The organism is Psittacicella hinzii (genome assembly GCF_003585935.1).
Classification (GTDB): domain Bacteria; phylum Pseudomonadota; class Gammaproteobacteria; order Enterobacterales; family Psittacicellaceae; genus Psittacicella; species Psittacicella hinzii.
In genome coordinates this window covers 1-7,830 of the sequence record NZ_NRJG01000027.1, presented here as the reverse complement: position 1 = coordinate 7,830, position 7,830 = coordinate 1, and the positions used below count along the sequence as shown (strand labels likewise).

Below are 7,830 nucleotides of genomic sequence, written 5' to 3'. Positions count from 1 at the left end.
TGCGGAATTTAGGTTGCAAAAGTTTTTGTACAAAAAAACTACCCAAAATTATTTCTGGGTAGTTCTTATTCGTTCTGGATGGTATTAATTTGGAGTTTATTTTTCAATTACTCTATTAGCTCAAAAGAGCAGATCATTACTTTAATTATAAACATAAAATACATTCAAATATTTATAATTTTCATCTTTTGGCAAAAATTCTTACCTAATTAAGAGACTAGTAAGAGAAAAATCAGATCAAAGTAAGATCAGAATCAGAGCAAAATCATACTAAATTTAGATATATATATGATCTCAAGAAGATAAAGTAAATCAGAAAAAAGATTAAATTGTACCTACTTATCTAAGTTTAGGTTCAAACTGAGCTGATAGTACCAAGTACCACTTTAGTTGACAAACTAAACTTGATAGCACTACTTAATTTTTCTGACTATCTTTGTCTTCAAACCAGCCTGATCTGTTCTCCAAAACTCAAGTAATAACTAAAATTTAGGTTATCGCTGTTGCTTTGTTTTGCACTTAGAAAGCTAAGCGTAAACCTAATTTAGCATTAACTGCTTGCCAGTCTTTAGCTTTAGTATAGCCTGTTGCTAAACGTACACTAAATTTCTCACTTAGGTTAATGTTATAACCTAGAGTTAGAGCTGCTAAGAAACGATTAGTAAAACCATAAGCTAAATCACCAGCACTTGCATCTGTTAAGTTATAACGATTATTACTTAGAGCTTGAGTAAGACGTAAATTAGCGTCTAAACTTGAGTTAAAGCCAAAGGTAATAAAGTTGTAATAGCCTTTAACACCTAAGTCTAAATATGTATTAGTGCGGGTTTTAGCTTTAGCATCTACGGCTAGATAAGACGCAGCTTCAGAAGATGAAGTTTCTTTAAACTTAGCTTGTTTATCTACTAAAGTAGTTAAGCCTGTTTGCACTTCAACGCCAAAAACTTGGTTAGCTGCAAGCTTGTATCCACCTTCCACACGTAAACCATAGGTTTTATTGTCTAAGGTTGCTTGTTGGTCTTCGGTGTTAAGAGTTGAACGTTTAACTTCACTTGAGTGTTTAAATCCAAAAACACTCGCCCCAACGTATGCACTATCAAAGGCTTTACCTACAGATGCCATTAAACCAACTGTGCTTACTTTGGCATGAGCAACATCATTAGGTGCACCTTTTACATATTCGTGCCAGTTGCCACGGCTCGTGTGTGTCGCAGCACCTAGGTTAATACCATTAGTTGTTTGGAAATAGAAACCTGCAGTTGTACCAACAAGGTCTAATTTACCTTTAAGTACAGATTGTTCATTTTTCCAAGTATTGTGGCTACCACCTACATCTACGTAAGCATATACTTTAGAGTCGTTGGTTTTGTAACGAGCAAGAGCAGTTTGACTAAAGTCTGTAACTTGGTCTTGGGCTTCTTGCGCTAAAGCTAGTTGCAGGTTACTGTACACAACACCAGAACTACTAATGTAGAGTTGTTGTAGTTGTTGTGCATTCATTCCTTGGATCTGGGCTGCAGTTGCACTTACACTTGTCGTATCTGCAGCGGTTGCTGCTGTGTTACCAGTTGCGGCATTAGTTGCTGCACTAGTTGCTGCGCTAGATGTAGCATCTCGAGTTGTTGAATTAGAACTTGTAGCTGTACTGCTAGCGGATGTACTATCGGCACTAGCAGTTGATGCTGCAGTGTATCCATCAGCTGTTAAACGCACACCTACTTTAGTAACAGCTTGTGCATTAGTCTTGTCACTCGCTAAAGCTTCTGCTTGTGCTTGGGCATAACCTGAAGTATTCTCTAAATTTGCACTTAAGTTGTAACCATCTACATTAACCGGACTTAAGTTATAGTTAGCAGCTACTTGCTCATAAGCTTGGGTTAATGCTTGGTTTGCTTGTGCTTCATTGTCAGAGGCATTAACAATTAATGCTTGTTGTGCTACTTCTTTATTAGCAGCATTAAACAGTTGATCTACTTTTGCCGCACCAGCTAGTGCCACTTGCTGGTCTACTGAACTTAAGTTCGTGCCTAAATTGCTTGCAGTTTCAGTATTGGTTAAGACACGATAGTTAACTACATAGCCATTAGTTTGATATGGGTCTTCAGCTTTGGTTAGGCTTAGAGATGGAGTGCCATATAACTCTACCTCACCAAACTCCCCCTCACGCTCAAACCAAGAAACTAACTTAAACTGTCCACTTGTAGCAGTTGGTAAATAAGTACTACCATCAGTAAATGCTACAATGCTTGGTTTATTAGTTAGCGTTAGTTTTTCAGTTTGTAGTGGTGTACCTAGAGTAATGCTTTCATCTGGTAATTGTTGCGCACGAATGATTAAAGCCACGCTACTATTATCCAGCGTTAAGTTATTAACGCGAGCAGTGTTCCCCACTAAAGATCCTGATTTAACATCTACCTTATCTAACTCATAACCATAGAGGTAAAGTGTAGGTTCTGCATAGGCAGATTTAGAATCTTTAGCTTGTGCTAGAGCCGTACCATCCACTAAAACTTCGGTTTCCCCACGTGAATACTGATAAGTACTGCTTAGTACAGATGGTGGATTAGTGATAAAGCCTACGCGTCCAAAGACTAAATTACCCGAAGTAAGAGTAGTATTACCTGTATAGAATTGACGTCCTAAAACATGTAAGTAACGATTGCTCGGACCTGCAACACTTAAGCCACCTTGTCCAACAATCATGTTATAGAAGTAGAAGTGCGTCGCTGGATTATCTAACTCACGCGTCATATCTACGGCAAAGGTTTTATCTTTAGCAAAATAAGCCGGACCACGTAAAGCTAGATCAGCATTTACCATCCCCCAACCGTAGACATTATCAACTCCCACTTCACCTAAATCAAGAGCGGTTGTTGTCAGTACGGTTTTTAATTGTGCACCGGTTAAGAATGGGAATTGTCCAGCAACCGCTGCGGCGATACCAGTCACTATAGGTGCAGAGTAAGACGTACCTTGTTTATAGCTTACAAAGTCATTCGCATTAGCTACAGGAACATTAAAAGGTGCTACTAAACAATCTTCAGCTACTACCCCACAAGCACGAGAACGAGGATCAACAAAGATCTGACGACCTTTTACTACGCGATCTAAGTATACAGAGGTATAGATATCCTCACGAGAGCTTACGGCAATTTCATAATATTCTTGATCTGGATTTTCTAAGAAATCATTAATGGCTTTAGAAGTACGTTCACGTAAGAAATCTAGATAGTCCGTTGAAGCACCAGCAACAATCAGTAAGCTCTCTTTGGCAGCTGGATTATCTTTGAACGTTTGCGCAATGATGTCTCCTTCGAGGATGGTGTAGCCAACGTTGTAACCTTTGTCTGCCCATTCTTTTAAGGTTTCATCACTAAAGCCATACACATAACGTGCTACCTTTAACCAGTCAAAAAACGAGCTCACGTTACCCGCCGATTGTACAATCAGTGGTGTATCATCTCCCAGATCACGTTTAAGATCGATCATCATTTGACTAACGTATGGTTGGGTCGAGAACAGACCACCAACCGAAGTACTCGCACGTGACGCATCGTAAAGTTTATAACGTGCTAAAGTATCTTCTGAAGCTTTTTTACGATCTACGAGTGGATATAAAAACGGCTCATATTTACCTTCAGGTAAAGTCATCGAAAGGTTAACCGCTCGTGGCTTAAACTCGCGTACAGCACGAGCAATAACATCTGTGTGGGTTAGATCTTCACGTGTTTTATAAGCAGCAAGAGCCGAGTCACTATCAACTAAGTAATATGAAGCATAAGGAGCAACCCCTAGATAGCCCATTGAACGCTGCGCCATTACAGCTGTTACATAAGTTCCGTGTCCGTCTTTAGCTCCGGTAAAATCAGTTTTCTCTACAAAGCTATAATTCGGATTAGTTGCTACTTTAGGAGCTGTTACTGGATCGGTATAGCGCGGATTAGAGTTTAAAGTTGGATCTGGGGTAACTGTATAAACTTTTAACGAAGTATAACCATCTTGGTTATTGTTTGCCCAATTAGCTGCAGAGGCTTTACTTTCGTTTTGATAGAGGATTTGGTCTTTATTAAATTCTGAATCGTAAACGAGAACTCTAACTCCTTGCCCTTGGATAAATGCATATTCTGAATTAGCAGCAATACCTGGGCGCAGAGGAATAGTACGACTACTTACTCCACTTTGAATGGCAGTGCCATTTAATTGACTCGACATAGCAATACCGTTATAAGCTAATGCAAATGGCTGCCAATCTGTTACTACATCTAAAATGCTGTTATAAGCATATGAATCATCAAAATCTAAAAAGTGCGCAGAAGAGTATTTTTCATTATCAACATCAGGGGTACGTCCGGCATTAGCTCCAAGAGTCGCTGAAGTTCGTGATTCTGGTGTAAAACTAGAATCTAAACTCGCAAGCACCGTTGTTGATTGCTTATTAAAATAGGCGGTATAAGTTGGAGGAGTAATCGTAATGCTGGTTGGTAAACGATCAGCATAAGCGTTTTTTAACGCTTGACTGGTAGCATCAGCTGTTGCTGGAGTGCGTATACTATCATCAGTAGCACAACTAGCAAGTACGGTAGCTAAAGCTACACTTAAAGCTGAGGCGCTTTTGGATAAGGGGAATCTTTTACGCATAATACATGAAAATAAGTTTAAGTTAAGGAAACTGTAACTCGTATATTAGGGTAAAGATTGATTGTGAATTGAGAGTGAGACTAAGGAACTCTGTTTAACCTAAGTCAAGATGATATACCACAAGGATTTAACTTAGGCACTAAGAAGACAAACAGAGTTAGGGTAGCAAAGTAATAAACTACAAAAGATAACTTGTTAGTTACCCATGGTACAAGTTAAGCATAATACACGCTATACATTAAGTTACTTATGGTACAAGCAACTCATAATACAAGCTACACTTTAAGTTACTCATGGTACAAGCAACTCATAATACAAGCTATTATTTAAGTTACTTATGGTATAAGCAACTCATCATATAAGCTACATTGTGTGTAGGTTACGATGTCTACATGTTACGCAGAGTATAGAAACTACTCTTAGCGAGTAACTATTCTTCAATTTATTATTACTAAGCACCGCAAAAGGAGCTATCAATCAAAATCTAATCTTAATCTTTTTGAGTACAGGGTAAAACTGTATCTGGCAAAATCTTCTCCATAAGGGCAATAAATAATCTACTTCCTAACTCTATGGTTAATTTGAATTTCAGACAACCTTATGGTTAATTTGAGATGTAAACAACCAAAGAGTTAGTGTAAATTTATTTAAATAATGCCGATGATAAAAATCATTTGCCTATATATTTGATTTTAGCTAAATTTTGGATGAAAGAGCAAAATATTTTTAGCTTTGAGTGATCTTTTGGCTAAATACGGGCAATGAACAACAATCACAACTTTAGTTTTGTCTATTTAAAGCAGCAAAGAAGCTAAAAATCCTCAAAATAATAGTCATCTTTTCATGAAAATACAAACACAAAAAATCCCTAGCTAAGTTCAGTCTTACTGAACTAGAGCTAGGGATTTATCTGTATGATTTTTTTAATATTATAAACTGAAAATATTTCCGAGTAAATTAGAACGTATATTTAAAGGTTAATTTACCGTCTGTTGATTTCCAGTCTTTAGCTTTGCTGAAACCACCAGCTAAACGGATGCTTAATTTTTCTGTTAAGTGTACGTTATAACCAACACTTAATTCAGCTAAGAAGCCATTCGTAAAGCCATGCGCTAAACGATCACCAGCTGTTGTTATTACATTAAAGCGGTTTTCGGTTAGACGTTGATATAGATTTAGACTTGCGTCTAAACTGTGGTTAAAGCTAAATGCTGTAAAGTTGTACCAAAGTTTAGTACCTAAGTTAGCGTAAGCATTAGTTGTAATACGAGACTTAGTACTTAATGAAAGCGCAGCTGCTTCTTCAGTTGCTGCAGTTTCTGTAAAGCCTGATTGTGAGTAAACTTGTGCAGTTAAACCACCGTTTACTTCCATACCTGCTTTAGCATTATCAAATACTAAGTAACCAGCTTGTACACTTGCACCAAAGCTACCTGCACTTATGTTTGCACTTTGATCAGATGATTCTAATGAACTACGTTCTACTTTGTAGCGGTGTGAGAAAGCGAACACGCTAGTTGATAACCATGCACGTTCATATGCCTTACCAGCACTTACTACTAGACCCATGTTGTTGATACGCGCTTTAGCGTAATCTAGATCTGTACCACGTAGACCTTCACGTCAGTCTGCACGAGAAACATGAGCCGCAGCACCAAAGTTCCAACCAGCACGTTGGGTGTAGAAACCAGCTGTAGTACCGTAAAGGTTGTAATAACCTTTTAATACTGTATCTGAGTTTTTCCAAGCATTGTTACGACCACCGAAGTCTACATACGCATATGTTTGTTCATCAGTAGTTAAGTAACGACCTGTAGCTACACAACCAAAGTCTTCTGCTTGTTTACGTGTATCTTGCGCAGCAGTTAATCGCATATTCGCATAAGCTACACCAGAAGCTGAAGCAAAGAGTTGTTGTAACTGTTGACTATTCATACCAAGAATAGTTTGTGTTGCAGCTTGTTCAGCGGTTGTGGTACTTGCTGATGTATCATCTGTTGCGTCTGTTGTATCTGCAGTTGTATCAGTAGTATCTATAGGTGTTATCAGCAGTTGTACCTGTACTATCAGTTGTCTCTGCAGTACTTGTAGAAGCACTCGAATCAGTGTTACCAGTCGAGGTATTGCTATCTGTTGCAGCTCCAGTATTAGTTTCTGTTGCAGCCTCAGACTCTGTAGTTGATGCAGAGCTTGATGCGTCTGAACTTGCAGCTTCTGAACTTTAACTATCAGCAGTAGTCGAGCTTGTGGTATCTGAATTTGTAGTTTCTGTAGTTGCTGTAGACGTATCTGCAGTTGCTGAACTTGCTGCTTCGCTTGTAGTTGAGCTTGCTGCATTAGTGTCAGTTGTATTTGTACTATCTGCAGCTGCAGTATCAGTTGTACCACTATCTTGACTAGTTACCACAGAAGTTTCAGTATTAGTTGCGCTTGCAGTTTCTTCATCAGCCGTTAAAGTTACAGCTTTAGCACTTGTAGTACTTGCAGCTTGCGCTAAACCTTTAGTGATTACTGCGTTTACTTGTGCAGCACCAGTTAGCATTAATGCTGTATCAGCCGAGCTTAGTTTAGTATCGCTTGCTTGTTGTGCTGCTACATCAGTTGCTTGTTTAACTTCAACTTTCAGTTTAACCGCACCATTATTACGAGCTTGAGCGCGATCTAGGACAAAAGTAGTATTGATAAACGGAGTATTAACTGCTTTATCTAGACGTACAGCTTTAAAGCCATTACCAGTTAAGCTTTCCCAACTTACTACCGTAACTTCTTGTCCGTTGTACTTAGTAGCTAAGTTCGCAGAGTCGGTTAAGTATACAGATAGCTCATTACTATCACCAACTGTAGTTAAGTTTTTCACTGCTAGAGAAGTAGTGTAATCAGCTTATGACTGGATGGAGTCATAATATTTGCTGCTACTTGGCTGTTCTCTAACGTTAAATCTGTAACTTCCGCTTGTACGGTTGCAATTGTCGCATTACGTGCGCTAATGTTGTTTGCTTGGTAGTTAATAAAGCGTAAATACAGGTTGTGAGTAAGCATCAGCTTTAGCAAAAGTTGTATCCGCTTGGTGATAATCAATAACTACATCAGTAGTTAATTTTTTCGCGTCACCTAAACCAACTAAGAAACCTAGGTTACCTGAGTAATGATAAATTTTACCAGTTAGGTATACCCTAATTTCCCGAAAATTTA

The 7,830-nt window shown here is 38.5% G+C and carries 5 protein-coding genes and 1 pseudogene; all 6 read right to left on the bottom strand.

The genetic code is table 11. From position 1 onward, the window contains the following. Positions 1-519: 519 nt before the first annotated feature. Positions 520-4,638, bottom strand: coding sequence for a S8 family serine peptidase (locus CKF58_RS01645; RefSeq protein WP_119530249.1), 4,119 nt, complete (start codon positions 4,636-4,638; stop codon positions 520-522). A 957-nt stretch (positions 4,639-5,595) separates the two neighbouring features. After that, positions 5,596-6,219: pseudogene (locus CKF58_RS01640) on the bottom strand (autotransporter domain-containing protein); the annotation flags it as partial. A 42-nt stretch (positions 6,220-6,261) separates the two neighbouring features. Next, positions 6,262-6,735: a hypothetical protein gene (locus tag CKF58_RS01635; protein ID WP_119530247.1), complete on the bottom strand. Its 474-nt coding sequence runs from the start codon at positions 6,733-6,735 to the stop codon at positions 6,262-6,264. 124 nt (positions 6,736-6,859) lie between these two features. Next, entirely contained in the window at positions 6,860-7,495 is a 636-nt protein-coding gene (locus CKF58_RS01630; protein WP_119530246.1) for a hypothetical protein, read from the bottom strand. A gap of 2 nt (positions 7,496-7,497) precedes the next feature. Beyond that, positions 7,498-7,677, bottom strand: coding sequence for a hypothetical protein (locus tag CKF58_RS01625; protein WP_119530245.1), 180 nt, complete (start codon positions 7,675-7,677; stop codon positions 7,498-7,500). After that, a partial coding sequence (locus CKF58_RS08350; RefSeq protein WP_222987656.1) for a hypothetical protein occupies positions 7,643-7,830 on the bottom strand: 188 nt, incomplete at its 5' end. The genes CKF58_RS08350 and CKF58_RS01625, both read right to left, overlap by 35 nt.

Coding starts and splice junctions, on each gene's coding strand:
- CKF58_RS01645 (WP_119530249.1), bottom strand. CDS start 4,638: ATGCGTAAAAGATTCCCCTTATCCAAAAGCGCCTCAGCTTTAAGTGTA.
- CKF58_RS01625 (WP_119530245.1), bottom strand. CDS start 7,677: ATGCTTACTCACAACCTGTATTTACGCTTTATTAACTACCAAGCAAAC.